Origin of the sequence: Nocardia sp. NPDC058480 (genome assembly GCF_042720495.1) — a bacterium.
Lineage (GTDB): Bacteria > Actinomycetota > Actinomycetes > Mycobacteriales > Mycobacteriaceae > Nocardia.
Window position 1 is genome coordinate 370,743 of the sequence record NZ_JBHXMN010000005.1, and the last position, 26,675, is coordinate 397,417.

Annotated in this window: 26 protein-coding genes; 12 read left to right on the forward strand and 14 right to left on the reverse strand. The window is 67.1% G+C overall.

The features are described from left to right. Window positions 1-88 precede the first annotated feature (88 nt). Window positions 89-2,011, forward strand: a complete 1,923-nt coding sequence (locus tag ACFWO8_RS15965) for an acyl-CoA dehydrogenase family protein (RefSeq protein ID WP_378950580.1) — start codon at window positions 89-91, stop codon at window positions 2,009-2,011. A 47-nt stretch (window positions 2,012-2,058) separates the two neighbouring features. Here ACFWO8_RS15965 and ACFWO8_RS15970 read toward each other — a convergent pair whose 3' ends face one another. After that, window positions 2,059-2,766 (reverse strand): TetR/AcrR family transcriptional regulator, encoded by a 708-nt coding sequence (locus tag ACFWO8_RS15970; RefSeq protein ID WP_378950583.1) that lies wholly within the window; start codon window positions 2,764-2,766, stop codon window positions 2,059-2,061. Window positions 2,767-2,977: 211 nt separating this feature from the next. On the opposite strand from ACFWO8_RS15970, the gene ACFWO8_RS15975 reads away from it, so the two are divergent. From ACFWO8_RS15975 to ACFWO8_RS16000, 6 genes are all read left to right on the forward strand, one after another. Continuing rightward, window positions 2,978-3,904, forward strand: a complete 927-nt coding sequence (locus ACFWO8_RS15975; RefSeq protein WP_378950586.1) for an alpha/beta fold hydrolase — start codon at window positions 2,978-2,980, stop codon at window positions 3,902-3,904. Window positions 3,905-3,925: 21 nt separating this feature from the next. Then, window positions 3,926-5,701, forward strand: a complete 1,776-nt coding sequence (locus ACFWO8_RS15980; protein ID WP_378950950.1) for an amidohydrolase family protein — start codon at window positions 3,926-3,928, stop codon at window positions 5,699-5,701. After that, entirely contained in the window at window positions 5,698-6,597 is a 900-nt protein-coding gene (locus ACFWO8_RS15985) for a metal-dependent hydrolase (protein ID WP_378950589.1), read from the forward strand. Before ACFWO8_RS15980 ends, ACFWO8_RS15985 begins: the two co-directional genes overlap by 4 nt. Then, window positions 6,594-7,700, forward strand: a complete 1,107-nt coding sequence (locus ACFWO8_RS15990; RefSeq protein ID WP_378950592.1) for a PDR/VanB family oxidoreductase — start codon at window positions 6,594-6,596, stop codon at window positions 7,698-7,700. The genes ACFWO8_RS15985 and ACFWO8_RS15990 overlap by 4 nt, the downstream gene beginning before the upstream one ends. A gap of 129 nt (window positions 7,701-7,829) precedes the next feature. Further along, window positions 7,830-8,618, forward strand: a complete 789-nt coding sequence (locus ACFWO8_RS15995; RefSeq protein WP_378950595.1) for a GTP pyrophosphokinase family protein — start codon at window positions 7,830-7,832, stop codon at window positions 8,616-8,618. A gap of 120 nt (window positions 8,619-8,738) precedes the next feature. Beyond that, the gene (locus tag ACFWO8_RS16000; protein ID WP_378950598.1) at window positions 8,739-10,295 is read left to right on the forward strand and encodes an FAD-binding protein; all 1,557 of its coding nucleotides are present in this window, start codon (window positions 8,739-8,741) and stop codon (window positions 10,293-10,295) included. A gap of 6 nt (window positions 10,296-10,301) precedes the next feature. On the opposite strand, the gene ACFWO8_RS16005 is transcribed toward ACFWO8_RS16000, so the two are convergent. From ACFWO8_RS16005 to ACFWO8_RS16015, 3 genes are all read right to left on the reverse strand, one after another. After that, window positions 10,302-11,117 (reverse strand): cyclase family protein, encoded by an 816-nt coding sequence (locus tag ACFWO8_RS16005; RefSeq protein ID WP_378950602.1) that lies wholly within the window; start codon window positions 11,115-11,117, stop codon window positions 10,302-10,304. Window positions 11,118-11,212: 95 nt separating this feature from the next. After that, window positions 11,213-12,496 carry an MFS transporter gene (locus ACFWO8_RS16010; RefSeq protein WP_378950605.1) on the reverse strand — a complete coding sequence of 428 codons (1,284 nt, stop codon included), beginning with the start codon at window positions 12,494-12,496 and terminating at the stop codon, window positions 11,213-11,215. Window positions 12,497-12,556: 60 nt separating this feature from the next. Continuing rightward, window positions 12,557-13,069, reverse strand: coding sequence for an Lrp/AsnC family transcriptional regulator (locus ACFWO8_RS16015; RefSeq protein WP_378950609.1), 513 nt, complete (start codon window positions 13,067-13,069; stop codon window positions 12,557-12,559). A 120-nt stretch (window positions 13,070-13,189) separates the two neighbouring features. Between ACFWO8_RS16015 and ald the strand changes: the two genes are divergently transcribed. Then, window positions 13,190-14,290 (forward strand): alanine dehydrogenase, encoded by a 1,101-nt coding sequence (gene ald / locus ACFWO8_RS16020; RefSeq protein WP_378950616.1) that lies wholly within the window; start codon window positions 13,190-13,192, stop codon window positions 14,288-14,290. Between the two features lie 15 nt (window positions 14,291-14,305). Here ald and ACFWO8_RS16025 read toward each other — a convergent pair whose 3' ends face one another. From ACFWO8_RS16025 to ACFWO8_RS16055, 7 genes are read right to left on the reverse strand one after another with little or no spacing between them, the layout of a single operon-like run. After that, on the reverse strand, window positions 14,306-15,400 hold the full coding sequence (locus tag ACFWO8_RS16025) for an acyl-CoA dehydrogenase family protein (protein ID WP_378950619.1): 1,095 nt from the start codon (window positions 15,398-15,400) through the stop codon (window positions 14,306-14,308). Next, complete coding sequence (locus ACFWO8_RS16030) at window positions 15,397-16,575, reverse strand: acyl-CoA dehydrogenase family protein (protein ID WP_378950622.1); 1,179 nt, start codon at window positions 16,573-16,575, stop codon at window positions 15,397-15,399. Before ACFWO8_RS16030 ends, ACFWO8_RS16025 begins: the two co-directional genes overlap by 4 nt. After that, window positions 16,572-17,654, reverse strand: coding sequence for a phosphotransferase family protein (locus tag ACFWO8_RS16035; RefSeq protein WP_378950625.1), 1,083 nt, complete (start codon window positions 17,652-17,654; stop codon window positions 16,572-16,574). Before ACFWO8_RS16035 ends, ACFWO8_RS16030 begins: the two co-directional genes overlap by 4 nt. Then, window positions 17,654-18,106: a MaoC family dehydratase gene (locus ACFWO8_RS16040; protein WP_378950628.1), complete on the reverse strand. Its 453-nt coding sequence runs from the start codon at window positions 18,104-18,106 to the stop codon at window positions 17,654-17,656. Before ACFWO8_RS16040 ends, ACFWO8_RS16035 begins: the two co-directional genes overlap by 1 nt. Then, window positions 18,103-18,858: an SDR family oxidoreductase gene (locus tag ACFWO8_RS16045; protein ID WP_378950631.1), complete on the reverse strand. Its 756-nt coding sequence runs from the start codon at window positions 18,856-18,858 to the stop codon at window positions 18,103-18,105. The genes ACFWO8_RS16040 and ACFWO8_RS16045 overlap by 4 nt, the downstream gene beginning before the upstream one ends. 51 nt (window positions 18,859-18,909) lie before the next feature. After that, a complete protein-coding gene (locus tag ACFWO8_RS16050; RefSeq protein WP_378950634.1) occupies window positions 18,910-19,665 on the reverse strand; it encodes an SDR family oxidoreductase in 756 nt (251 codons plus the stop codon). Next, the gene (locus ACFWO8_RS16055) at window positions 19,662-20,879 is read right to left on the reverse strand and encodes an acetyl-CoA C-acetyltransferase (RefSeq protein ID WP_378950637.1); all 1,218 of its coding nucleotides are present in this window, start codon (window positions 20,877-20,879) and stop codon (window positions 19,662-19,664) included. Before ACFWO8_RS16055 ends, ACFWO8_RS16050 begins: the two co-directional genes overlap by 4 nt. A gap of 144 nt (window positions 20,880-21,023) precedes the next feature. Between ACFWO8_RS16055 and ACFWO8_RS16060 the strand changes: the two genes are divergently transcribed. Continuing rightward, entirely contained in the window at window positions 21,024-21,617 is a 594-nt protein-coding gene (locus tag ACFWO8_RS16060; RefSeq protein ID WP_378950640.1) for a TetR family transcriptional regulator, read from the forward strand. Window positions 21,618-21,628: 11 nt separating this feature from the next. On the opposite strand, the gene ACFWO8_RS16065 is transcribed toward ACFWO8_RS16060, so the two are convergent. Together ACFWO8_RS16065 and ACFWO8_RS16070 are read right to left on the reverse strand one after the other, a co-directional pair. Next, window positions 21,629-22,345 carry a hypothetical protein gene (locus ACFWO8_RS16065; RefSeq protein WP_378950643.1) on the reverse strand — a complete coding sequence of 239 codons (717 nt, stop codon included), beginning with the start codon at window positions 22,343-22,345 and terminating at the stop codon, window positions 21,629-21,631. Continuing rightward, window positions 22,335-22,952: a TetR/AcrR family transcriptional regulator gene (locus ACFWO8_RS16070; protein ID WP_378950646.1), complete on the reverse strand. Its 618-nt coding sequence runs from the start codon at window positions 22,950-22,952 to the stop codon at window positions 22,335-22,337. Before ACFWO8_RS16070 ends, ACFWO8_RS16065 begins: the two co-directional genes overlap by 11 nt. 55 nt (window positions 22,953-23,007) lie before the next feature. Between ACFWO8_RS16070 and ACFWO8_RS16075 the strand changes: the two genes are divergently transcribed. Both ACFWO8_RS16075 and ACFWO8_RS16080 read left to right on the forward strand, forming a co-directional pair. Next, window positions 23,008-23,439 (forward strand): PaaI family thioesterase, encoded by a 432-nt coding sequence (locus ACFWO8_RS16075; protein ID WP_378950649.1) that lies wholly within the window; start codon window positions 23,008-23,010, stop codon window positions 23,437-23,439. 92 nt (window positions 23,440-23,531) lie between these two features. After that, window positions 23,532-24,611, forward strand: coding sequence for a PQQ-dependent sugar dehydrogenase (locus ACFWO8_RS16080; protein WP_378950652.1), 1,080 nt, complete (start codon window positions 23,532-23,534; stop codon window positions 24,609-24,611). Window positions 24,612-24,626: 15 nt separating this feature from the next. On the opposite strand, the gene ACFWO8_RS16085 is transcribed toward ACFWO8_RS16080, so the two are convergent. Continuing rightward, on the reverse strand, window positions 24,627-25,757 hold the full coding sequence (locus tag ACFWO8_RS16085; protein WP_378950655.1) for a metallophosphoesterase: 1,131 nt from the start codon (window positions 25,755-25,757) through the stop codon (window positions 24,627-24,629). Between the two features lie 166 nt (window positions 25,758-25,923). Here ACFWO8_RS16085 and ACFWO8_RS16090 point away from each other — a divergent pair, with 166 nt between their 5' ends. After that, window positions 25,924-26,619, forward strand: coding sequence for a DUF2993 domain-containing protein (locus ACFWO8_RS16090; RefSeq protein ID WP_378950658.1), 696 nt, complete (start codon window positions 25,924-25,926; stop codon window positions 26,617-26,619). Window positions 26,620-26,675: the final 56 nt, after the last annotated feature.

Here is a 26,675-nt window from a genome sequence, read left to right on the forward strand (position 1 = left end):
CCGGCGTTCCTACATAGCTGTACGAAAATGCTACAGTGGCGAATGAAGCGTCCGACCGTGCTGGACGCCCCCCGCAGGAGGAGCGACGATGCCCCAGGATTTCTTCAACCCGAACACCGCCGACTTCGCGCAGTTCGATCCGGAGACGCGCAGGCTGTTGCGCGCGACGGTCGACTGGTTCGAGACGCGCGGCAAAACCCAGCTACTCGATGACGATCGGTCCCGCGTCTGGCCGTCGGACTTCCTCGACTTCGTCAAGCGCGAGCGCCTGTTCGCCACCTTCCTCACCCCCGCGGCCGAGGCCGACGGCGACCCGAACAAGCGCTGGGACACCTCGCGCAACGCCATGCTGAGCCAGATCTTCGGCTTCTACGGCATGACCTACTGGTACATCTGGCAGGTCACCATCCTGGGTCTGGGCCCGATCTGGCAGAGCGCCAACTCCGCGGCCAAGAAGAAGGCCGCCGCGCAACTCGACTCCGGTGAGATCTTCGCGTTCGGACTCTCGGAGAAGGAGCACGGCGCCGACGTGTACTCCACCGACATGATCGTCGATCCGCAGCCCGACGGTGGTTACACCGCGACCGGCGGCAAGCACTACATCGGTAACGGCAACCTGGCCTCGATGGTCTCGGTATTCGGCCGTCGTTCGGACAAGCCGATCATCGACAGCGCCGCGGCGCTGCGGGGCAAGCCGACGCAGGAGGATTACGAGGGGTATCTCTTCTTCGTCGCCGACTCCCAGCACGACGCGTACAAGCTGCGCAAGAACGTCGTCAACAGCCAGATCTATGTCGCGGCTTTCGATCTGGAGAACTACCCCGTCGCCGAGGAAGACATCCTCCACCGTGGCGAGGACGCGTTCCACGCGGCCATGAACACGGTCAACGTGGGCAAGTTCAACCTCGGCTTCGGCGCGGTCGGCGCCTGTGAGCACACCTTCTACGAGGCGATCAACCACGCTGAGAACCGGATCCTGTTCGGGCACAGGGTCACCGAGTTCCCGCAGGTCCGGGCGCTGATCACCGATTCCTACGCGCGCATCGCCGCGATGAAGCTCTACAGCGCCCGCGCGGTGGACTACATGCGGTCGGCATCGCCGGATGATCGTCGCTACCTGCTGTTCAACGCCATCGAGAAGATGTCGGTGACCCGCCAGGGACAGCGCGTGATCGAGGACCTCGCCGACGTGATCGCCGCGCGCGGGTTCGAGAACGACATGTACTTCCCGGTCGCGGTGATGGCCATGTTCGGCCTCCCGCGACTCGAGGGCACCGTCCACGTCAACATGGCGCTGTCGCTGAAGTTCATGGCCAACTACATGTTCCACCCCGCCGATGCCGGCCTTGCCGCGATGCAGTCGCTGCCGGGCGCCTCGGTGGCTTCCAAGGGCACCACCCGCGCGGTCGCCGGTGCGCTGAGCTGGTCGAGCCGCAAGATCACCCCGCGCCTCGGCGCGGTCGTGAAACCGCTGCGTGCCGAATTCGCCAGTGCCGCTTACGCTCCGGTGCCATCGCGGCACGACACCGCCGACGACGAGTTCCTGTTCCGGCAGGGCCCGAGCAGTGGTCTGGGCCGGATTCGCTTCGCGGACTGGCGCCCGGTCTTCGAGAGCTTCAGCGACGTTCCGAACGTGGCGGTATTCCTCGAGCAGGTCCTCGCGCTACAGGCATTGCTCGCGGTCGCCGCACCGACGTCGTCGCAGCAGCAGGACGTGGACTTCCTGTTCGCGTTCGGTGAGCTGTTCACCGCGGTGCCCTACGCGCAGCTGGTACTGGAGCAGGCGCGCATCGACGGCACCGATCCGGCGGTGATCGACCAGATCTTCGACGCCTTCGTGCGCACGTTCTCCGCGAACGCGCTCAACCTGCACAACAAGCCGACCGCCACCCCCACCCAGCAGCGCCGGGCCCTCGACCTGGTTCGTCGCCCCGTGTTCGACAACGCTCGTTTCGAGCGTGTCCTCGGCAAGGCGCGCGCGCTGGCCGGGACGTACGAGATGAAGGTCTGACCCAGCGCCGACGGTTGCCTCCGTGGATGCAGCGGAGGCAACCGAGGTCAGTCGAGCGGCGGCGCTGTTTCGGTGATGGTGGCCAAGGTCGCTGCCACCGACATATCGGGCTCGATGACGACGCCCTTCTCTCGAAGAAAGCCGTCGAACAGTTGGACGACGGCATTGGTCGTCCGATCGACGAACAGTGCCGTCGGTTCCGGCAGCGGGACGGGATCGGTGTCGAGCCACAGGTCGGTGACGGCCATGACGAAACCGACGATGCCGCGCAGCAGATGATCGATACCGTCGGTATCGAGTGCGACCGAGGACAGCACACTGCGGCTGCGCTCGGCCAGATCGTGGGAGAGGCGCCGACCGATGTCCAATGGCCGAGCAGACGGGTCGGCGCTCGACACACTCTGGGTGAGGACGAGGAACCGGAACACATCGGGGTGCTCGGCGATAACCCCGGCGTAGGCAGTGAGGAACCGATGGATCGTGGCCCGTGGCGGCTGCATGATCAGCGAGAGATCCGGCGCGACGGCGGCGTAGATCTGCGCGACGAGCCAATCCGAGACCGCGCCGTCGAGTTCGGACTTGTCGGCGAACATGCGGTACAGACGCGGTTTGGCGACACCCATCTCCCGAGCGAGCGCTTCCATGCTCACCTGGGGTCCATCGCGGTCGATGCACCGCACCGCACCCGCGATGACTTGGTCGCGGGTGAGCAACCGTACGGGCGACCGGCGAACCGGTCTAGACGATGTAGTCACTGTTCTCCCTGATCCGCCCTTCGCGTACGGCCAGGATAGCGGCGTTCGGCGATGGATCGGCCACCGTATCGCGGCGGACTCAGCGGCCTTGTTGACAGCGGCCTTCCAGATCCTCAAGATATTTCCGGTACCACGCGTACCAGACAATGGTACCGACGGTACTATTGATTGTGCACGGAGCAACGTAGCCCCGTGCCGGAAGGAGTCTCGTATGACGCGCGAAACCGGTCACGACCATCCCGTGGCAGCGTCATCCAGAACACATCGGGTGCGCAACGGCGACATCTCGCTCGCTGTCTACGAATTCGGCCCCGAGGACGGCATTCCGGTCGTCCTCGTCCATGGTTGGCCCGACACCCACCACCTCTGGGACGGCGTCGTTCCGCTGTTGTCGGACAAATATCGGGTGATCTCCTACGACACCCGCGGTTATGGCGAGTCCAGCGCGCCGACCCAGGTCTCGGCCTATCAGCTGAGCAAACTCGCGACCGACTTCTTCGCCGTGGTGGAGGCCGTCAGCCCCACCGAACCCGTGCACGTCGTAGCCCATGACTGGGGCTCGGTCCAGATCTGGGAAGCGGTGTGCGAGCCCGGCGCGGACCAGTACGTCGCGTCGTTCACCTCGATCTCGGGCCCGAACCTGGACCACCTGGCCACCTGGATGCGTCGTGGTGTGCTGTCGGGCACCCCGCGCGGGATCTTGGGCACGCTCAGCCAGTGCCTGTCCTCGGCCTACACCACCTTCTTCATGCTGCCGATCCTGCCGGGCCTGTTCTTCCGGCTCGTCGGCACCGAGAAGATCTGGAAGTTGTTCCTTCGCGTGATCGAGGGCACGTCGGCTGATCAGATCTCGCTGGCGCCGACGCTGAAAAAGGACATGATCTCGGGGCTGCGCTTCTACAAGGCCAACATCATCGCCCGCATGTTCGAGCCGCGGGAACGCCGCACCACCGTGCCGGTGCAGTTGCTGGTCAACACCCGCGACATCGCCGTGCGCCCCGCCGGCTACGACGACACCGCGCAGTGGGCCGAACAGGTCGTTCGTCACGACCTGCCGCGCGGGCACTGGTTGCCCTACGCCGACCCCGCCGCGATCGCCGAATACGCCGACGCGTTCATCCAGGCCCAGCCCAAGTAGCGACGAATGAGAGACAAGCCAATGCTCGACTTCGACATCGTCATTACCGACGGTCGCTGGTTCGACGGCACCGGAGCCCCCTCCGCGCAGCGCACGATCGGTATCCGCGACGGCATCGTCGCGGCCGTTTCCCGGGATGCGCTGCCGATCGGCGCCGACACCGAGGTGATCGACGCCGCGGGCAAGTGGGTGCTGCCCGGTTTCGTCGATGTGCACACCCACTACGACGCCGAGATGCTGATCAAGCCGGAGCTGTCGGAGTCGCTGCGCCACGGCGTCACCACGGTGGTCGTCGGCAACTGCTCGCTGTCGACCGTGCTGTCGTCCAACGCCGACTGCGCGGATCTGTTCAGCCGCGTCGAAGCCGTGCCGCGCGATGCGGTGCACGATGCCCTGGACGAGCACCGCACCTGGTCGGATCCGGGCGAGTACGCGAAGGCACTGGACTCGCTGCCGCTTGGCCCCAATGTCGCCGCGTTCCTCGGCCACTCCGACCTGCGCACGCATGTGCTCGGGCTCGGCCGCGCGGTCACCCGCGACACCAAACCCACCGCTGCCGAGCTCGAGCAGATGACCACCCTGCTCGAATCCGCGGTCGACGCGGGCTTCCTCGGGCTGTCGTCGATGACGAACAAACTCGACAAGATCGACGGCGACGAATACCGGTCGCGGTCGCTGCCGTCGACCTATACCCGTGGCAAGGAGGTGCGCGCGCTCAACAAGGTGCTGCGCAAGCGGGGCCGGGTTCTGCAGAGTGCCCCGACGGTCAGCCTGAACCCCAACATCGCCAAGTTCTTCCTCGCCAGTGCGGGCATCGGCAGGCCCAGGCTGCGCACCACGCTGCTGTCGGCGGCCGACTCCAAGGCCTACCCGCCGCTGGTGTGGTTCATGCTCTACGCCGCGCCGCTGCTGAATCGGTTCGCCCGCACCAATTTCCGGTGGCAGCACCTGCCCGTGCCGTTCACCGTCTACGCCGACGGCATCGACCTGGTGGTATTCGAGGAGTTCGGTGCCGGTGCCGCGGCCCTGCATCTGAAGGATCAGGTCGAACGCAACGAGCTGCTCCAGAGCGAGCCGTACCGGCGCTGGTTCCGTAAGCAGTACGACAACAAGTTCACCCCGCGCATCTGGCACCGCGATTTCTTCGACGCCGAGATCATCGCCTGCCCCGACGAATCAGTGGTCGGCAAGTCGATCGGGCAGGTCGGCAAGGACCGTGGCCTGCACCCGGTCGACGCCTACCTCGACATGGTGGTCGAATACGGTTCCGCGCTGCGCTGGCGCACCACGATCGCCAACGATCGCCCCGGCTACCTGAACAAGCTCGCCGCCAGCCCCGGCGTGCAGATGGGGTTCGGCGACGCGGGTGCGCACCTGCGCAACATGTCGTTCTACAACTTCCCGCTGCGCCTGCTCGAAAGAGTGTTGCGCGCACAGGAATCCGGCAAGCCGTTCCTGAGCACCGAACGTGCCGTCCACCGGCTCACCGGCGAGCTCGCCGACTGGTATCAGATCGACGCCGGTCACCTGCGTCAGGGCGACCGGGCCGACCTGGTCGTGATCGACCCCGCCGGGCTCGACGACGAGGTGCACCAGCTCCATGAGGCTCCACTGCCCGAGTTCGGGCTCGACCGCATGGTCAACCGCAACGACCGCGCTGTCGTCGCGACCGTCGTCAACGGCCGCCGTGTCTTCGGCGCCGGCGAAGTAACGCCAGGCATCGGCGCGGACTGGGGAACCGGAAGGTTCCTGCGCGCCGGCCACGACAACTCCGCTCTCGCACAGGAGACCCGATGAAACTCTCGTTCCGTCGCGCGCCCAGGACCGTGCGCGCACCTGATGTCGCACTGCAGGCTCGCAATGTGAAGTTCGACTGGACCTCGGCACCACTGCACTGGATGCCGTCCGAGCCGATCGCCTCGCACGTGGTGAACTCGCTGAACCTACTGCTGCCCGAGGGCGAGCGGATGTTCTGCGCCACCTACCGCGACGCGCTGCCCTACGTGCGCGACGCCAAGGTGCGCGAGGCCATGCTCGGGTTCATCGGCCAGGAGTCGATGCACGCCGAAACCCATGCCAAGGTGCTCGACCAGGTTTTCACCGCCCACCACATCGACACCGCGCCGTATACCCGCCAGATGGAGTACGTCTTCCGTAACTCACTCGGCGCGCGCGAGGGCAGCCCGCAAGCGGCGCAGACTCGCCTAGTCGAACGGTTGACGTTCATCGCCAGCCTCGAGCACTTCTTCGCCTGGCTCGGCGACTGGATTCTCAACGCCGACTTGGAATCTCATGGTGCCGAGCCCCGCGTGCTCGACCTGTTCCGCTGGCACGGCGCCGAGGAGGTCGAACACCGCAGTGTCGCCCACGATGTCGCGATCTACTTCGGAGCCGGGTACTTGCGGCGTGCGGGGATGATGCTGATCGTCATCCCGATCCTGCTCAGTCTGCTCGTGCGCGGCACCAAATTCCTGGTCAATCAGGATCCCGAACTGCCCAGCATGGGCTATCCCAGGCTGATCTGGAAGATCTTCGGGGCGATGTGGCGCGGGGCGCTGCCGGGTATTCCGGCGCTGATGATCAGTGCCGGATCCACGTTCAACCCGCGCTACGATCCGGCGTCGGTCGGGTCGACCGAACAGGCGATCGCCTATCTCGCCAAGTCGCCTGCGGCCAGGGCGGCGGCACAGTGACCGTATATCCCGCGCCCACCGTGATCCCGCCGGACCTTTACGGCAAGCACGATACGGATCCGACCACCAGGGCGATCGACGCCGTGGCCAACCTGCGCATCCGCTGGTCGACTTTGATCAACCGCCGTCCCATCCTCACCAGGACCGACGACGCCCGCTTCCCGGTGGTCGTCACCGACCGACTGCTGGTGGCCGAGGATCAGGCCGTCATCAATCTGGGGCTGCGCACCCCCGATGGTGCTCAGCTGCCACGGTGGACGCCGGGCGCGCATATCGACATCGAGCTCCCGTCCGGGCGCCTACGCCAATATTCGCTGTGCGGCGACCCCGCCGAGACCGGGGAGTACCGCATCGCGGTGCGCCGCATTCCGCACGGCGGCGGCGGGTCGATCGAGGTTCATGATGAGCTCCCGGTCGGCACCGCAGTGGTGATCCGCGGGCCACGCAACGCGTTCCCGTTCGCGCCGCCCGGACGTGGCTCGTCGGCGAAACGCCTGCATTTCGTCGCCGGTGGCATCGGCATCACCCCGATTCTGGCGATGGCCCGTGCCGCCGACCGGCTCGGCATCGCCTGGACTCTGGTCTACTGCGGGCGCAGCCGCGACACCCTGCCGTTCCTCGACGAGCTCGCCGAACTCTCCGGACACGTCGTGGTGCGGACCGACGACGAGCACGGAACACCGAGTGCCACAGATCTTCTCGACGGTGTCGACCACGACACAGCGATCTACTGCTGTGGACCGACCCCGATGACAGCCGCCCTGGTCGCCGCCGTGCGCACGATGCCGGGCATCGAGTTCCACTCCGAAAGGTTCTCCCCCGCGCCTGTTGTCGACGGCACCGCGTTCGAAGTGGAGTTGGCCAGCACCGGCGAGGTCGTCCCCGTCGCCGCCGACCAGACCATGCTCGACGCACTGCTGACGGTGCGCCCCGACCAGCCCTACTCGTGTCGCCAGGGCTTCTGCCGCACCTGCGTGGTCCGCGTCGTGGACGGCATACCCGACCATCGCGACGGCGCGCTGACCCCCGACGAACACGACGCGGGAGTCACGCTGGCGTGCGTCTCGCGCTGCGCGGGAAAACGCCTCGTCCTCGACCTCTGAGCAGGCCGAGCGCTGGGACCGCGCGCGTGCCGGTGCCCGCCGTCAGGCACCGCACGTGTGAGACGTGCCACCGTGATGCCGCACGCACTCGTCGAGGTGTTCGCCCGAAGAACGGCACAATGGAGATCGATGAAACCTTGGCAGCGCGATCCCAGCACCGGTGACAGCCCGCTCGGCAACGGCGAAGGCGTCGGCTTCGACGACCTGCGGGTGCTGCGCGAGCAGTTCGTCGACTTCATGCTCGGTTACAAGTTCGCGATCGACGAGGTGACGACCAAGATCAACATCTTGCGTGAGGACTTCAACAACACCCACGAGTACAACCCGATCGAGCACGTGGGCTCGCGGCTCAAGTCGCCCGAAAGCGTCCTCGAGAAGGTCCGTCGCAAGAATTACGCGATGAATCTGGCCGCCATCAGGGACAACGTGCTCGATATCGCCGGGGTCAGGGTGGTGTGCAGCTTCATCTCCGATATCGGCACGATCAGGGACATGCTGGCCGGTCAGGAAGACATCACGGTCCTCGAGGAGCGCGACTACATCACCCACCGCAAGCCGAACGGCTACCAGAGCATGCACCTGATCGTCTCGATCCCGGTGTTCCGCTCCGACCGCACCGAACGGATTCCGGTCGAGATCCAGATCCGCACGATCGCGATGGACTTCTGGGCCAGCCTCGAACACAAGATCTACTACAAATACCGCGGCGAGGTGCCCCCGAACCTGCGCACCGACCTCGCCCAGGCAGCCGAGGTCGCCACCCAGCTCGACGAGAAGATGGAAGCCCTACACCGCCAGGTCGACCGCAGCGCACGCCCGAAGAAACCGACCACGGACGCGCTGGACCTCAGCATCTTGTACAACAACCTCACCGCCGGGCACCCCGTCTACCTCCGTCCCACCGATCCGCCGAACTGAGCGGTAGATATCGAACTCACAACCGCTGCGACCCCGCCGCATTTCGGGCGTCCGCGGCCTCGGCGATTCCGCTAGTGTCCGAGCTGATTCATCTCGAACACGTGGCGCGGAAGGAATCCGGTGTCGCTCTCACGTCGAAAGTTGATCACCGCGGCCGCGGTCGGTGGCACAGTGGCCGCGCTCGGAATGCCCGCGGGGCGCGCTGAGGAGCGGGTGCTCGGTTCGGGCGAGTTCCGGTCGCTGGTCTCGCGCAGGTACAACCGGCGATTCGTCGCCCAACCGGCGAAGATCTATGTGCCGACCAGCGCCGAGGAGGTGCGCAGCGCGGTCGCCAGGGCGGTGGGTGCGGGCGCGGGGATCGCGGCACGCTCGGGCGGACACTGCTTCGACAATTTCGTCGACAACGCGCAGACGCGGTCGATCATCGACCTCGGCCGACTGAACGCGGTGCGCTGGGACGAGCGCCACCGTGCGTTCTCGGTGGACGCCGGTGCCGACATCGGCACCGTCTACCACGCACTGCACCGCTGGGGCGTCACGGTGCCGGGTGGGATCTGCCTCGGCGTCGGGATGGGCGGTCATGTCTGCGGTGGTGGCTATGGCCCGTTGTCACGGCGGTACGGGCTCGTCGCCGATCATCTGGCCGGGGTGGAAGTCGTCACCGTCGATGCCGATGGCACCGCGAAAGTGGTGGTCGCGACGAAGGACGGCCCCGACCACGAGTTGTGGTGGGCGCATACCGGTGGTGGGGGCGGCAATTTCGGTGTGGTGACCCGGTTCCTGCTCCGCTCGCCCGAATCCGACGGCTCCGACCCGGAGCGCGCGCTGCCGAAACCGCCGGGCAGCATGCTGAGCGCGCGACTGATCCTGCCCATCACGACCGAGGACTCGTTCGTCCGATTACTCGGGAACTACCTCGGGTTCTTCGAACGCCACAGTGCGCCCGGTGATGAATTCGCCGGTCTCTACGCGCCGCTGATGATCAGGACGACCGGCACCGGCGCGGCCGACATGCTGATCCTGCTCGATGCCGAAACACCCGACGCGCGAACGCGTTTCGACGAATTCGTCGATACGGTGAGCGACGGCGTGTTCCCGCCGGGAATACTCACCCCGGTCACCCGGTTGTCCTACCCGGACACCCTGGACCAGGTGTATTACGCCAAGGGCGTGAACACGACACGGGTCAAAGTGAAAGCCGCCTATCTACGCAAGGCGTACTCCCCCGAACAACTCCGCATCTTCTATCGCTACCTCACCGATCTCCGCTTCCTCGGCGAATCCCAGCTCGAATTCCTGCCGTTCGGCGGCGCGATCAATGCCGTCACCGCCGACGCGACGGCGATGCCCGCGCGGGATTCGTTCATGAAGATGATGATCCACGCATCGTGGCGATTGCCCTTCGACGACGAGCGATATCTGCGCTGGGCGCGCTCGATGTATCGCGACGTCCACGCCGACACCGGCGGTGTTCCGGTGCCGAACGAGGCTTACGGCGGCAGTTACATCAACTATCCGGACCCGGATCTGGCCGATCCCGCGTGGAACACCTCCGGCCTACCGTGGCATGCCTTCTATTACGGCGACAATTACCGGCGACTGCTTCGCGTCAAGGCGGACGCGGATCCGAGAAATGTTTTCCAGCACCGGCTTTCGATCGGTCGACCGGACTGGTGATGCGGGTCAGGTGAGCGCGAGAACCCGGCACGGTCCACCCGTACCGCCTGCGTGTTTCGGTGCGCCGACGACGACTGTCGCGCCCGTCGGCGGTACCGCGGCGAGGTTGGCGAGCATCTCCACACCGTAGCGCCCCGCACCGAGAAGGGCTGTGTGCGCACCGTATTCGGGATCGGCACCACAATCCAGGCTCAGCGTATCGACACCGGCGCCGATGATCCCGCACTGCGCGACAAGGTATTGCGCGGCTTCGGCGGAGAAACCCGGCGCGTGCGGCATTCCTCGCTCGTCGAGATTGAGGAAGGTCGACGGTTGGGCGATGCGACGTTCCCACCCGGAATACATCGCGACAAAAGCCCGCTCCGGAATGTCCCCGTGCTGCGATCGCCAGCTGTCGAGATCGGCGACGGTCACCACCGCGTCGGCGTCGACGGCGGCCTTGGCACTGATATCGATGACGACCAGCGGCGCGACGAGGTCGTCGACGACGAGAGCCTCGGTCGTGGTAGCGCCCGGAATCCGATGGGCGGGCGCGTCGATATGGGTTCCGGTGTGCTCCCAGTACCCGAGCGCGTACTGCCCGAACCCACCCGAGACGTGCCAGGCCACCGGGACCATGACCATCGGCGGATTACCCGGCCACACCGGCAGTTGCGGCGTCAGCGTGTGGGTGAGGTCGACGACGCCGGAACGCGGCGCGGCGACGGCGGGCGCGGGCGCCACCGCGGCCAGCGCGGTGAGCCCCGCGAGGCCGAGCGCGGCCCGCCGACTCGGCTGTGGCGCACTCTCCTGGGCGAGACGAACGATCTCGGGCGAGCACATCGGACTCAAGATAGCCCAGCGAACCGGGTTCGGCGCATGATCAGGGCCGATGCGGAGGGCGGGATTTCCGGGTGGACTGCGCGGCCGTCGCCGGACTATCTGTCGGCGCGCTCGTCGCGGCCGACAGCGGGTAGCGGACTTTCTCTCGGCGCGAGGGCCTGGTGCAGGTTGGCGGGCCCGAGACCGCGGGACAGGCCGAGGATCATCGCGGCGCACCCGAGCCCGGAGAGAACGAGACCGGTGGCGAAGAGCGTGGGGTATCCGGCCAGCTCGCCGACGACGCCCGCGGCCATCCCCGCCACGCCTTGGACGACGACGATCGCGCAGGCGAGCAGGGTGTAGTCGCTGCCCGCGTGGTCGGGTTCGGAGGCGTCCATCATGAGGGCGAAGACGGCGACGGTGGCGGCACCGCCGAACACGTGCTCGGCCAGACTGGCGGTGACGAGAAGTTCGAAGCCACCGAGTCCGAGGGCGGCGAACAGATACAGCGCGATGCTCGCGGTCTGGGTGACACCGCCGATCAGCAGCGCCTTCCGGCGGCCGAAACGGTAGGCCAGCCAGCCACCCAGCGCCGCACCCGCCAGCGCGCCCGCCGAGGAGAGAACACCTTTGATCAGGGCGATCTCGCCGAGATCGAGGCCGGCGTCGGACAGGAAGGGTCCGGTGAGCGCCGCGGCCATCGAGTCACCGAATTTGAAGGCGCCGATCAGCGCGATGAAGGCGAGGATGCCGGGGCGGCGCAATCTGGTCCACCAGGCGCCGAGCAGCTGCGTGGGCCTCGCCCGCGGCGGACGGTCAACGACCGGCTCGCGCAGCAGCCATACCGGCACCGTGGTGAGCACGATCAGTGCTGCCATGGCGAGGAACAGAGCCCGCCAGCCGGCCAACGCGTACAACCACAGCAGAGCACCACCGCCGACGATCATCCCGACGCGATAGGCACCGACCTGGATGCCGTTGCCCAGCCCACGCTGACGCGGACCGAGCAGGCGCACCGCCAAACCGTCGGTGGCCACGTCCTGGGTCGCCGAGAGCAGGTTCACCACGACGATGCCGACGAACATCCAGCGCAGCGAGGACGACAGATCCATGCAGGCCAGCACCATCGCGACCGCGGCCGACAGCAGTTGCAGCACCAACAGCCAGGTGCGCCGGGTACCGTACCGATCGACATAGGGCGCCCAGAGAAACTTCAGCGCCCATGGCAGGAACAGCACGCCCGAGGCGCTGATCGCCACCAGCGAATAGCCCGATTCGCGCAGCACCACCGGCAGTGCCTGAGTGAAGAAGCCGAACGGCAGGCCCTGCGCGAAATACAGCGACGACAACAGAACCAGCGTGCCCGCGGTGATCACACCCGGTCGGGTGGTGGTGCTCATGGGCCCATCGTCGCAGAGAGTCCGTCCCGACGCCGGGCGCGGGCTCGGCGCGATCCGCCGTCAGAGCGTGGGCTGCGGGCTGCGAATGTGCTCGAAGACCAAACTTGTCTCGGTCGAGGCGAATTCGCGGGTCGCGCTGAGTTCCCGAGTCACGAACTCGCGCAACGCGTCCGGCGAGGCCGCCGACACCTGGATCAAGAAGTCGACGGTGCCCGCGAGAAAGTACACATTCACCACGCCGGGCAGGGCGGCGAGCTTGGCACTCAGCTCACCGATCCGGGCCCGAGCCGCCGGTTGCACCTGCACCGAGATCATCGCCTGGAGCGGCAACCCCAATGCCTCCGGGGCGATGTCGGTGTAGAAACCGCGGATCGCACCGAGTTCGCGGAGCCTGCGTAGGCGCAGCGAACACGTCGACGCGGCGATGCCGACCCGCGCCGCCAGGACATTGTTGGGAACGCGCGCGTCTTCGGCGAGTTCGGCGAGCAGCCTGCGGTCGATGTCGTCGAGGTTCGACGGCAACCCTCGGAACGGCCGCACGTGTTGCGGGCGGTGTTGCTCTCGCGACGCCATGATCGCAGGATACTCGGCCCTGAGACCGATATCCGCTGATCATGCAGGTGTTCTCGCCGATTGCCGTGGTGATCCTCGATTCTGGGATCAGAACTCGATCATCCGTAAGGAGCAGCTACCGTGCGCATCGGTGTCCCCAAAGAAGTCAAGAACAACGAATTTCGCGTAGCGATCACGCCGATCGGTGTGCACGAACTGGTGTCGAGCGGTCATCACGTGATCATCGAAGCGGGGGCAGGTACGGGATCGTCGATTCCCGACTCCGAATACCTCGCGGCTGGAGCGCAGATCCTCGCCGAAGCCGACGCCGTCTGGGCCGAGTCGGAGCTGGTGTTGAAGGTCAAGGAACCCGTCGCGCAGGAATATCACCGCTTGCGTGAAGGACTGGTCCTGTTCACCTACCTGCATTTGGCGGCAGACCGGCCGTTGACCGAACAGCTACTGGCGCAACGGGTTACGGCCATCGCCTACGAGACCGTGCAACTGCCCTCCGGCGCACTGCCGCTGCTGTACCCGATGTCGGAAGTCGCGGGTTGCCTGGCGCCGCAAGTGGGCGCGCACGCGCTGATGAAGCCCTACGGCGGTCGCGGGGTACTGCTCGGTGGCGTCGGCGGGGTAGACCAGGCCAAGGTGGTCATCATCGGGGCCGGGGTCGCGGGCCAGAACGCGGCCAACATCGCCCTGGGCATGGGCGCACACGTGACGCTGCTCGACACCGACCTCGACAAACTGCGAATGTCGTTCTGGCGCTACAACAACCGCGTGCGCGGGTTGGCATCGTCGAAGCTGGCGATCGCCGAGCAGGTCCGCGCGGCGGACATGGTGATCGGCGCTGTCCTGATCCCCGGCGCCGCCGCACCCAAGCTGGTGAGCAACGAGCTGGTCGCGCAGATGAAACCGGGTTCGGTGCTGGTCGATATCGCGGTCGACCAGGGCGGCTGCTTCGACGACACTCACCCGACCACCCACGCGGATCCGATCTATCAGGTCCACGCGTCGACGTTCTATTGCGTGGCGAACATGCCGGGCTCCGTGCCGCACACCTCCACCTACGCGCTGACCAACGCCACCCTGCCCTACGTGGTTGCCCTGGCCGACAAGGGGTGGGAACGCGCCTGCGCGGAAGACCCCAGCCTCGCACTGGGCCTGAACACTCACGCAGGCAACGTCACCAACGCCCCGGTCGCCGCCGCCCACGACCTCATGGCACAGGTCGGATAGGCACGCGCGACGGCCTTATCGCGGGCCGGGTATATCGAGCAGATCTGCCAGGCGGGACCGATGAACGCCACCTGTGCCGAAGGCGATCTGGTCGGCTTTGGCACGCTTGAGGTACAGGTGCGCCGGGTGCTCCCAGGTCATGCCCATACCGCCGTGTAGCTGCACGGCTTCCTCGCCCGCGAGTACCGCGAGATCGCCACAGAACGCCTGCGCCACACTGGCTGCCACCAGGGTGTCGGCGTCGTCCGCGGCGAGGGCGGCCGCGGCGTATCTGGCGGCGGCGTTGGCGGACTCGACCGCGGTATAGAGGTCGGCCAGCCGGTGCTTGATCGCCTGGAAGCCGCCGACCACACGCCCGAACTGGCGGCGCTCCTTCAGATAGGCCACGGTCTCATCGAGACACCAACGGGCAACACCGTATTGCTCCGAAGCCAGCAGGGCGGTGCCCGCCTCGAGCGCGCGACGCACCGAGGACTCGCCGTCGGAAACGATCTGCTCGCCCGCGACGGCATCGAAGGTGATGTCGGCCAGCTGCCTGGTCATGTCGAGCGAGATCACCGGGGTGATGTCGGCGTGCTCGGCCGAAACGGCATACACGGCAATGCCATCGGCAACGCTGACCGGAACCAGCAGAACATCGGCCTCGAGCGCACCGGCCACACTGGTGATGCGACCGGTCAGGCCGTCCGGACCGAGGGACACCGTGGGGAACGCCCCGTGGGCCGACGTGGACAACGGGGTCACGAGGGCCGCGGTCCGCTCCCCCGCCGCCACCTGACCGAGCAGCGGACCGTCGGTGTCGAGGAGCACGGTGGTCGCCACGACCGCGCTGGTCAGGAACGGCACCGGCGCCGCGAATCGGCCGAGTTCCTCGAGCACGACCGCGGCTTCCCGCGCCGACGCTCCCGCACCGCCGCGGTCCTCGGGGACCAGCAGCCCGGCCAGACCGAGGTCGACGGCGATGTTCTTCCACAGGCTTTCGACCAGCGACCGGTCACCGTCGTAGAGGGCCGTCACCGCGACCGGATCGCAGTGCGCGGCGAGCACAGCACGCACGACGTTGCGCAGGTCGTCCTCGACGTCGGTGTAGAGCAGATCCAGGTCGGTCATCGGGCGACCTCCTTCCATGGTCGGTCCTTGTCGGTCCGCGGCTCGGGTGGCAGGCCGAGAATCCGCTCGGACACGATGTTGCGCAGAATTTCGGAGGTGCCACCTTCGATCGAATTGCCTTTGGCGCGCAGGTAGCGGTAGCCCGCGTCACGGGCGTTGAAATCGACCCGGTCGGGCCGCACCATGGTCCAGTCCGAGTAGCGCAAGCCTTCCTCGCCGAGGATCTCCAGTTCCAGACCGGACAGCTGCTGGGCGACCCGGGCGAAGGTCAGCTTCATCGCCGCGCCTTCCGGACCCGGCCTGCCCTGAGCCAGCTTCTGCCGCAGCCGCATACCGGTGAGTCGCCCGACCTCGGCGTCTACCCACAGGCGCAGCAGCCGGTCGTGCAATTCGGGCGTGCGCTGGTCGGGGTGCGCGCGCCAGGTCTCGGTGACCACACCGACGATCCCGGACTCGCGGTCACTGGCTCTGCCGCCGATCGCGACCCGCTCGGTATTGAGCGTCGCGTTGGCAACCCGCCATCCGTCACCTTCGCCGCCGAGACGCTGGGCGTCGGGAATGCGGACTTCGGTGAGGAAGACTTCGTTGAACTCGGCCTCCCCGGTGATCTGACGCAGCGGCCGGACCTCCACCCCGGGATCGGTCATATCGCACAGGAAATATGTCATGCCACGGTGTTTGGGCAGGCCGGTGTCGGTGCGGGCGAGCAGGATCGCGAACTGCGCGAGGTGCGCCCCCGAGGTCCACACCTTCTGCCCGTCGACGACCCAGCTCTCGCCGTCGCGCACCGCGCGGGTGCTCACATTCGCGAGATCCGAACCGGCGCCCGGCTCGCTGAAGAGCTGGCACCAGATTTCCTCGCCGGTCCACAGCGGCCGCAGAAAGCGTCGCTTCTGCTCGTCGGTCCCGTAGGCCAGGATCGTCGGCGCTGCCATGCCGAGCCCGATACCGTTGCCAGCGGGGTTGTTGTCGGGTGCGCCCACTTCCTCGAAAGCACGGTCCACCTCGACCTGCCTGGCATGCGGCAGACCGAGCCCACCGTGGCCGGGCGGGAAGTACACCCAGGCCAGGCCCGCGTCGTAGCGGGCGCGCAGGAACTCCAGGCGCTCGGTGGTGGCCGGATCATGGGCGGCGAGGAACTCCTCGATCTTGCGCCCGAGTTCGTCGACTGTCATCGTGCCTCCCGTTCACCGCGCGGCTCACTGCCGGCCGGCGTGTTCTCGTCGACCTCGAAATGTAGTGCGGCGAGGCCGGTTTCGAGCAACGGTTCGACCGCGGCACCGATGCTGTCGAAGCCCGCGCCCACGGTCTGGCCGTGCAGGTAGCGGTAGTGCACGCCCTCGAGAATCGCGGCGAGCTTGAAGGCCGCCAGACCCAGGTAGAAGCAGAAGCGGGACATGTCGCGGTCGCTGCGTGCCGTATAGCGCGCGATGATCTCGGCTTCGGACAGGAAGCCGGGCGCGACAGACGCGTCCGCCACGTTCGCGTTGCTCGAGGTGCCGGATGCCAGGCGGCCGTAGACGATCATCAACGCCAGGTCGGTGAGTGGGTCGCCGAGCGTGGCCATCTCCCAGTCGATGACGGCAGCGGGACGGTCGTCGGCGTCGGTCAGCACGTTGTCGAGGCGGAAGTCGCCGTGCACGATCCCGACGGCCGACTCGGTCGGAACATCGGCGGCGAGACGTGCGTGGAGCTCGACGGCCGCGGGCAGCTCGCGCGTGTGCGATGCGTCGAGCTGCTTGCGCCACCGGTTCACTTGGCGCGCGAGAAAACCCGACGGCCGACCGAAGTCCGCCAGGCCGACCGCCGCCGGGTCGACGGCGTGCAGTGCGGCGAGGGTGTCGATCAGACCGGTCGAGATCGCCCTGGTCCGTTCGGGTCCCAGCGCGACCAGCTCGGCGGCATCCCGATACGGCGTGCCGTCGACCCGCTCCATCACATAGAACGGCGCGCCGAGAACGTCCTCGTCATGGCACAGCGCGTACATCTCGGGCACCGGGACGGCGGTCGGCGCCAGCGCCGCCATCACCCGGTACTCGCGTGCCATGTCGTGTGCGGTGGCCAGCACGTGGCCCAGCGGCGGACGACGGACGATCCATTGCCGAGTGCCGTCGGTGACCTCATAGGTCAGGTTGGACTTCCCACCTGCGATCAGCCGACCGCTGATCGGCGAGCCGACATCGGGGATTTCGGTACGCAACCACGACGAGAAGCGACCGAGATCGAGACCGGGAAGTTCCGTCTGAATCGCCATCAGGCCACCACTAGCGACACGGTCTCGACCACACACACCGGCTTGTCGCCGCCTTCGCGCTCGACGGTGACCTTCGCGGTGACCATATGTCCGCCACCACCGGGCTCGACCGAGAGCAGCTCGACACCGGCGCGAACCTTCGAGTCGACCGGCACCGGGGCCGGGAACCGAAGCCTGTTGGCGCCGTAGTTGACACCCATGCTGACGCCATCGACCCGATAGATCTGCCCGACGAGGTCCGGGACCAGCGACAGCGTCAGATAGCCGTGCGCGATGGTGCTGCCGAAGGGGCCCTGTGCCGCCTTCGCCGGATCGACATGGATCCACTGGTGATCACCGGTGGCATCCGCGAAGGTATCGATCTGCTCCTGGGCGACGGTGTGCCAGTCCGAGTAGCCCAGGTGCGTGCCGACAGCGGCTTCGAGCTCGGCGATGCCGTGGAAGGTCCTCATGCCTTCGGCCCGCCCGCCACGTAGAGCACCTGGCCGGAGACGAAACCGGCGCCCTCGCTGACGAAGAACGACACCGCGTGCGCGATATCGTCGGGCACGCCGGTACGAGCAACGGGGATTTCCGCAGCGGCCCCGGCCTTGAGGTCCTCGAACGAGATACCCATGCGCGCCGCCGTCGCCGCGGTCATCTCGGTCTCGATGAAACCGGGCGCGACCGCATTGGCGGTGATGCCGAACTTGCCGAGCTCGAAGGCGAGGGTCTTGGTGAACCCCTGCAGCCCGGCCTTGGCCGCCGCGTAGTTGGCCTGTCCACGGTTGCCGAGCGCCGAGGTGCTCGACAGGTTGACGATGCGTCCGAAACCGGCCGCGGTCATGTGCTTCTGGACCGCCCGGGTCATCAGGAACGACCCACGCAGGTGCACGTTCATCACCGTGTCCCAGTCGTCGGCGGTCATCCGGAACAGCAGGTTGTCGCGCAGGACACCGGCGTTGTTGACCAGCACGGTGGGTGCGCCGAGCTCGGCGGTGACCCGCTCGACAGCGGCTTGCACGGCGGCCTCGTCGGCGACGTCGGCGCCGACCGCGATCGCACGTCCACCGGCGGCCTCGATCTCGGCGACCACCGGCTTGCCCGCGGCCTCGTCGAGATCGATCACGGCCACGGCGAATCCGTCCGCGGCCAGTCGGCGGGCCACGCCGGCACCGATTCCGCGGGCAGCACCGGTGACGATGGCGGTGTTGGTGATACTCATCGAGTCATTCCTCCAGGGTTTGATGTGTCTTCGGCTGTCCGAGCGGATGTTTCAGACGCCGCCGGTCAGGGTCACGCCACCGTCGACGACCAGCAGCTGGCCGGTGATCCAGGTGGCGTCGGCGGAGAGCAGGAACGCCGCCGCGCCTGCGATGTCCTCGGGCACGCCGAGCCGTTTGAGCGGGTAGGTATCGGCGAGTTCCTGCTCGCGGCCCTCGTAGAGCGCGGTGGCGAACTTCGTCTTCACCACCGCGGGCGCCACTGCGTTGACCCGGATATTCGGGCCGAGCTCGACGGCCAGCTCCTGGGTGATGTAGGTGAGCATCGCCTTGCTGGCACCGTAGAAGCCGATGCCCGGCGCGGGCCGCAACCCGGCGACCGAGGAGACGTTGACGATCGCGCCGCCGTGCTCGTTCATCCACGCCTTGTGCGCCTGCTGCGCCCACGACAGGGCGGCGAGGCAGTTGACCTCGATGATCTTGCGGGCCGCGGCGAGGTCCATCTCGATCATCGGTCCGTACACCGGGTTGATGCCGGTGTTGTTGACCAGCAGATCGACGCTGCCGAACGCCTCGATCGCACGAGCGACCACATCGGCCTGATGCTCGATGTCGTCGGCGCGTCCGGCCACACCGAGCGCACACTGCGCGCCGCCCAACTGCTCGACCGCGTCATCGAGCGCGTCCTGCTTGCGCGCGGTGATCACGACCTTCGCCCCGTCGGCCACCAGTCGCTCGGCGATGCCGAACCCGATTCCGCGGCTCGCGCCGGTCACAATCGCGGTCTTGCCCGCGAATCGGCCGGTCACGACAGACGCTCCAGCACCATCGCCATACCCTGACCGCCGCCGACACACATGGTCTCGAGGCCGAACTGCTTGTCGTGGAAGCGCAGTGAGTTGATCAGGGTGCTGGTGATGCGAGCGCCGGTCATGCCGAACGGGTGTCCCACCGCGATCGCGCCGCCGTTGATATTGAGCTTGTCCTCGGGAATGCCGAGCTCGCGGGCCGAGCCGATCACCTGCACCGCGAAAGCCTCGTTGATCTCCACCAGGTCGATGTCATCGATGGTGAGACCCGCCCGAAGCAGCGCCTTCTTCGACGCTTCGACCGGGCCGAGGCCCATGATCTCGGGAGACAGCGCCGAGACACCGGTGCTGACGACCCGGGCCAACGGGGTGAGCCCGAGCTCCTTCGCCCGGGTGTCGGACATGATCACCAGGGCGGCCGCGCCGTCGTTGAGGGCGCAACAGTTGCCCGCGGTGACCGTGCCGTCCGGCCGGAACACCGGCTTCAGCGTCGAGACCGCTTCCAGGGTGACGCCCGCGCGCGGACCGTCATCCGTGCTGGCAACCGTGCCGTCCGGCAACGTCACCGGTGTGATGTCGGTGGCCCAGAAGCCATTGGCGATCGCCTTCTCCGCCAGATTCTGCGACCGGACACCGAACGCGTCCTGCTCCGCGCGGGTGATGCCGGTGTGCTGGGCGACGTTCTCCGCCGTCTGCCCCATCGCGATGTACACGTCGGGAACCAGTCCATCGATGCGCGGATCGCCCCAGGTCGAGCCACCCGCGGCCCGTCCTTCGGTGCGCGTCACGGCCTCGGCGAAGAACGGATTCTGGGTGTCGGGCAGACCGTCGGCGTTGCCCTTGAAATAGCGGCTCACGGTCTCCACACCGGCCGAGATGAAGACATCGCCCTCCCCGGCCTTGATCGCGTGCAGCGCCATCCGGGTGCTCTGCAAGCTCGACGAGCAATAGCGGTTGACCGTCGTTCCGGGCACCGCGTCGAGCCCCGCCAGTACCGCGACCACCCGGGACATGTTGAAGCCGGACTCCCCCGCGGGCTGCCCGCAGCCGAGCACCAGGTCCTCGATCTCGGCGGGATCCAGCGCCGGTACCTGCGCCAATGCGGCCTGCACCATCTGAACGGTCAGATCATCGGGGCGCATGTCTTTGAGCGACCCCTTGCCCGCCCGGCCGATCGGGGAACGGGCAGCGGCGACGATCACGGCTTCCGGCATCGAATCTCCTCAATTAAGTAAGCGCTTGCTTAGTCAGCATGGTGCAACAGTCCGGCGGCGGCCGTCAATATGTGGGCACCTGTAATCCACGTCACACCACCTGATCCGAGGGATGCGATTCCGGGGCGAGATAATGACCCAGCGATGACCGATATGACAGAAGCCCGCTCCGATGCGACCCGCGCGCGCCTACTCGACGCAGCCATCGCCGCGTTCGCCGAGAAGGGCTTCAACGGCACCACCACGCGCGACATCGCCGCGGCCGCGGGCTTGAGCCCCGCCGCGGTGTACGTGCATCACAAATCCAAGGAAGAGCTGCTCTATCTGATCTCGCGGTCCGGGCACGAAGCCACCCTCGACCTCGTGCTGAAGGGAGTCGAGTCGTCCGGCGAACCGGCCACCGCGCTGCGAAATGTGGTGCACGCCTTCGCTGTTCACCATGCCAGAGGGCACACCGGCGCCAGGATCGTGAACTACGAACTGTCCGCGCTCACCCCCGAGCACTACGCCGAGATCCTCGATATCCGCCACCGGATCGACGGGGAGATCCGCGCGCTCGTCGAGCGGGGCGTCGCGGCGGGCGTCTTCGACACCCCCAGCCCGCGCATGGCCGGGGTCGCGCTGCTCTCGCTCGGCATCGACATCGCCCGCTGGTACCGCGACGAGGGCGACTGGAGCCCCGAGGACATCGCCGACGCCTACGCCGACATGGCCCTACGCATCGTCGGGGCGCGCTGAGCTGACGCGGATCAGCGATCCAGCGGGTTCAGCGCGATGGCTGCCCGCATTCCCGAGTACCAGAGCGTCGCCGCTGTCGAACGCGGCCGGAGGTGCGCCTCGCGTCGCATGGCCGCGGTGAACTCAGCGGCGAATCCGTTCCTGCGGTGGCGGGCGTCGACGGCGGCGAGCTGACGCGAATCCAAGTGGTGGGCACGCAAACCCGTGACATCCAGATGGGCGGCGTCGTGCAGTAACGCCGCTTCCGCGCCGCGGTCACGCGGAGTCGCCGGGTCCATGTGGCGCGCGATGGCCGTATGGACACACGCACCCAACTCAGGGGTGGCGCCACGGTCGAGGACGAACGCGCGAGCGTGCTGTGCGCCGAGCAGAGCGAAACATCCCGCTGCGGGATCGTCCGGCTCCCCCACCGCAACGTCGTGCAGCACACACGCGACGTAGAGCGCCTCGGGGTCGGGCCGCAGGTTGTCCACCTGCGCCAGGGCCATGCCGAATTCCCAGCATCGCAAGCTGTGGGCGAGCAGCGCGGGAGTGAGTGTCTGCGTGGCTTCTTCCAGTGCCGACCGACACAGTCGCGAATCCGGTGGCACCGGCGCCGCCCAACCCGAACCGTCGCCCTCCCGACGCAGGCCCCGGATCAGATGCGGCAAGGCCGTGGTCTGTACGCCCAATGCCGAACCCGCGGTGCGGATCTGCCGCATTCGGCTCAATTCGCCATCACGCCTCATGGTCATCTCCTACGTGGGAAAGCAGATCGGCTCGGGCGATGCCGAGCATGGCTTCCAGGGTTGTTTCGTCGACGATCCGGCGCTGGAACAGCGAGTAGGCCCCGTTCACCGCTGCCCACGAAACCATCACCAGCGCATGGGGTTCGACATCGCAGCCCACCAGTCGCACTGCGGCGGCGAAGGATTCGATCAAGCCGCCGAGCACATCGTCGATCCGCGCCTTCGCTGTCGTCGCCAGTTCGGATTCACTGACGTCGACGTCGGTCAGCGCGAGAATTCGCAATGCGAGCGGATTCTCCCGATGGAAGGCGACGTAGCGGTCGTATACGGCGGCGACCTCGTCACGCGGGGTCGATTCGCTGCCGATCGGTGCGGACATCGCGTCCGCGTGCAGGGTCGCTATGCGCCAGGCCAGCGCGGCGTACACGTCGGCCTTGCCCTCGCGAAAATTGGCGTAGATCGAGCTGACCGCTACGTCGGCCTCGGCGGCGAGCATGTCGATGGTGGTGCCGCGGTAGCCCTCTCGAAGGAACAGGACCTGCGCGGCGTCGAGCACGGCGGTGTGGGTCCGCCGCTTGCGTCGGTCGGTGGGGGGTTCCAACGTCATACCAAATACCGTAGTCTCGTTCCGATATCGTAGTCAACTTCCGATAGGAGTCCCGATGACCCTTTCTCCGCAACTCCCTCGCACCGGCAGCGAAGCCATGGCTCTGTTCCTCCCCCAATCCCCCTTCGTCCGGCACATGGGCATCGAACTCGTCGACATCGAGGAAGGCCTGGCCCGCCTGCGCATGCCCTTCCGGGAAGAACTCGTCACTGTCGGCGACATGGTCCACGGCGGCGCTCTCGCAGGATGCATCGACATCGGAATCATGGCCGCGGCCTGGGCCGGAGCCCGACTCCCCGAACAATTGCGCGGGGTGACGGTCTCGATGTCCATCGATTTCATCCAGCCCGCCCACGCCGAAAGCATCGACATCATCGGCACTCGCCTGCGCGCCGGCCGCCACCTCAGCACCTGCCGGGTCGACATCGTCGCCACCGACGGCGGTCGCCTCATCGCCGCGGGCGCGGGCACCTACAAGGTGGGATGAACCACCGGCGGGATCGGGTAGCCGGGGCATGCCGCGAATACCCCCTCACAGCACCTGGCACCCGGCCGGACATCGGGCTTAACCTCGACGTCATGGAGTCCCGCATTGCCGCGTTTCTCGTCGTGTCCGCCGCCGTCGGCCTGCTGTGTGCGTGCGCCCCGACCGACAGCTCCGAGCAGCCGAGCACCCGGACCGGTTCGCCGGAACGCAACTCCACCGTCACCGACGAGCTCGACGCGCCGTGGTCGATCGCCTTCCACGGCACCACCGCACTGGTGAGCGAGCGGGACAGCGCCCGGATCCTCGAAATCGGCACCGACGGAACACAACACGAGGTGGGCACCGTCGACAATGTCGAAGCCTCCGGCGAAGGCGGCCTCCTCGGCATCGCGGTGCGCGGGGGGCAGTTGTTCGCCTACTACACCGCCGCCGACGACAACCGGATCGAACGATTCGACCTCACCGGAGCGCCGGGCAACCTCGCGCTCGCTGGCGGCACGACAATCCTCACCGGACTGCCCGCCGCAGCGAACCACAACGGTGGCCGGATCGCCTTCGGTCCCGACGGGATGCTGTATGCCACCGTCGGCGACGCGGGCGAGCGCCGGACCGCTCAGGATCGCGCCGCCCTCGCCGGAAAGATCCTGCGCATGACGGCGGACGGGCAAGCACCAGCCGACAACCCCATCCCCGGCTCACTGGTCTACAGCTACGGTCACCGGAATCCGCAGGGCATCACCTGGGCGCCCGACGGCAGGATGTTCGCCAGCGAATTCGGCCAGAACACCTGGGACGAACTCAATCTCATCGAACCCGGCGGCAACTACGGCTGGCCCGAGGTCGAAGGCATCGCCGGTCGAGCGGGCTTCATCGACCCCGTTCAGCAGTGGAAACCGTCCGAAGCCAGCCCGAGTGGGATGACGAACACCGGCGGATCCCTCTACATCGCGAATCTGCGCGGCGAGCGACTACGTCGAATCCCGCTCGACAACCTCACCCAGTCGACCGAATATCTCGTCGGCGAGTACGGACGCCTCCGCGACATCGCCGTGGCCCCCGACGGAGCACTCTGGCTGCTGACGAACAACACCGACGGTCGCGGCGACCCGAACCCCGGAGACGACCACATCATCCGACTCGAGCTCGACCGATCGCCGTCCCCCTCGAAATGAGTAGTGCGGCAAGATTTACCGTTGCGGATGCAGCACCAGCACGGTGATCTCACTCGGCGCGAACACCCGCATCGGCGGACCCCAATACCCCGTACCACGACTGGTGTAGAGCTGAGTGTTGTTCGCGTGCCTACTCAGTCCAGCGACGACCGGCTGGTCGAGCCGGACCAGGTAGTGGAACGGCCAGATCTGACCGCCGTGCGTATGCCCGGAGATCTGTAGCTCCACCCCGGCCTCGGCGCTGTCGGCGACCTGTTTCGGCTGGTGGGCCAGCAGGACAGTCGGCAACTCGGGGTCGGTGCCGGCGAGCGCGGCAGGCAGGTCGGGACCGTGACCGGGCACGTCGGCGGTGGGGTCGTCGATTCCGGCGACAACGAGCCGGTCACCGTCGCGCTCGACGGTCCGATGCGCGTTGTGCAGCGGCTGCCAGCCGATCGAGGCCATGTAGTCGATCCAGCCCTGGGCGTCGTCGAGGTACTCGTGATTGCCGGTGATGTAGAACCGGCCGAGCGGCGCCTCGACGCGCGCGAGTGGGGCGACCTGATCGGCGCGCTCGGCCACCGAACCGTCGACGAGGTCACCGGCGAGACCCACGATGTCGGGCCGCTGCGCATTGACCACGTCGACTACTTCTCGCGACCATTCCTCCCGGTCGATCGCGGCGAAGTGGGTATCGGTGAGCACCACGACGCGCAGCCCGTCGAGCCCGTCGGCCAAACCCGGGATCGCGACGTCGACCGTACGAACCTGCGGCACCCGCCGCGCCTCGTACACCCCGTACCCGATAAGGACCACCGACACTGCCACCACAGCGAGCGCCACGCCCCGACTGGCGCGAATCCGCTCGACCCCGGCGACGCGCAGCGCGCCTCGGACGACCGAACCGATCAGCGACCAGACGAACACCACCCACAACACCCCGAGCAGGACGTCACCGACGATCGTCGCGGGATCGAACTGCGGCGGCCCGTGCCCGAAGAACAGAGCGACGGGCAAACACAGGTACCCGACCACACAGACCACGGTGCCGACCCGAAACCGGGTCCCACTACGGCCGGTCGGCGCGGCAACGAGCACCCACCACGGGACCACGAACATCACCGCCGGAACCAGCACGATCGCTATCACCAGTACAACGGAGCTCACGAGATCCCGTCCTGAACAAGGCCGCCCCCAGTCGGGCCGCACAACATCAGATCATCTCAGCTCCCCTTCGGCCGCTCGCAGCCGAGATGTGGCAGGACCGCGGGTCGAAACCAGCACCCGGCCACGATCCACAGCATGATGGTGGGATGGCCGAGATGATGAACGCATGCGCGCACTGCTGATACTGATCGTCGTGCTGATGATCGCGCTGGTCGTCGGCGATCGAGTCGGAGTCGTCATGGCGCAGAACGAGATCGGTCGCAAGATCGCCGCCGAATACAACCTCCCGCATCAGCCGGGCGTCGATATCGGCGGTTTCCCGTTCCTGACCCAGGCCGTCGACGGCAACTACCGCGCCATCGATATCCGGATCGGCGACTGGAGTGGGCAGAACATCTCCGTCCACAATCTCGATGTCGCGCTGACCGACGTCTCCGCACCGCTGTCCGACGTGATCGGCAACCGCACATCGAACCTCGTCGCGGGCACAGCGACCGCGACCGCCCTGGTGCCCTACGACATCGTGCAGAGCTTCGCCCCGGCAGGAATCGAATCGATTTCCTATACCCCGGAAGGACTTCGCGCTACCGGGACCTTCTCGGTCGCGGGTATCTCGGTACCGGCAACAGTCTTCGTCACCGTCGCGCCCACCGACGCCGGCATCGAGGTCACCCCGGTCTCCGTCCAACCAGCGGCCGGTGGACCGACGATCTCCCTGGCGCTGCTCCGCCAGTCCCTGACCTTCATCGTGCCGCTGCGACAACTGCCGCTCGGTGCGCGCCTGACCGCCATCCAACCGAGCGCGGATGGCTTGCACGCGACCGCCGTGGCCCACGACGTGCGGTTCGACAGCCTGCCGTGAGAATCTCGCAATGCCGCAAGGACGGTCCGACAGAATTGCCTTGACCTCGCACTTTC